This is a genomic window from Bradyrhizobium sp. Unk1 (genome assembly GCF_059512345.1).
In genome coordinates this window covers 1-337 of the sequence record NZ_JCAMOP010000254.1, presented here as the reverse complement: position 1 = coordinate 337, position 337 = coordinate 1, and the positions used below count along the sequence as shown (strand labels likewise).

The following is a 337-nucleotide window of genomic DNA, read 5'->3' as shown; positions in this document are numbered from 1 at the left end:
CTGCAGGTCCCGACCGCGCTAGGTTCGTCTGCCCGATGGTGACGATATCCTTGGACGCCTCAGCCATCGAGATGAGCTCTAGGCGCGCTCTTTTTCGGCCAACGTCCGAAGCGTGTGCATGTCAACCCGTCCGTCCGCAGGCGTATCAATGGTAATCAATTTGGATGTCGGACATCTCAAGAAACGCTGAAGGCGAATGACCTCATCACCAGCCCGGCCTATGTGGTGATCAAGGCCGCGAACGAGTTCAAGGACAAGACGACGGCCGTCAACCAGCTCTGGCAGACCGACTTCACCTACCTCAAGATCACCGGATGGGGGTGGTACTATCTCTCGA

Annotated in this window: 1 pseudogene; it reads left to right on the top strand. The window is 57.3% G+C overall.

What is annotated here, in order from left to right:
* Positions 1-186: 186 nt before the first annotated feature.
* Positions 187-337 (top strand): annotated as a pseudogene (locus AC5ZFO_RS48375) (IS3 family transposase); the annotation flags it as partial.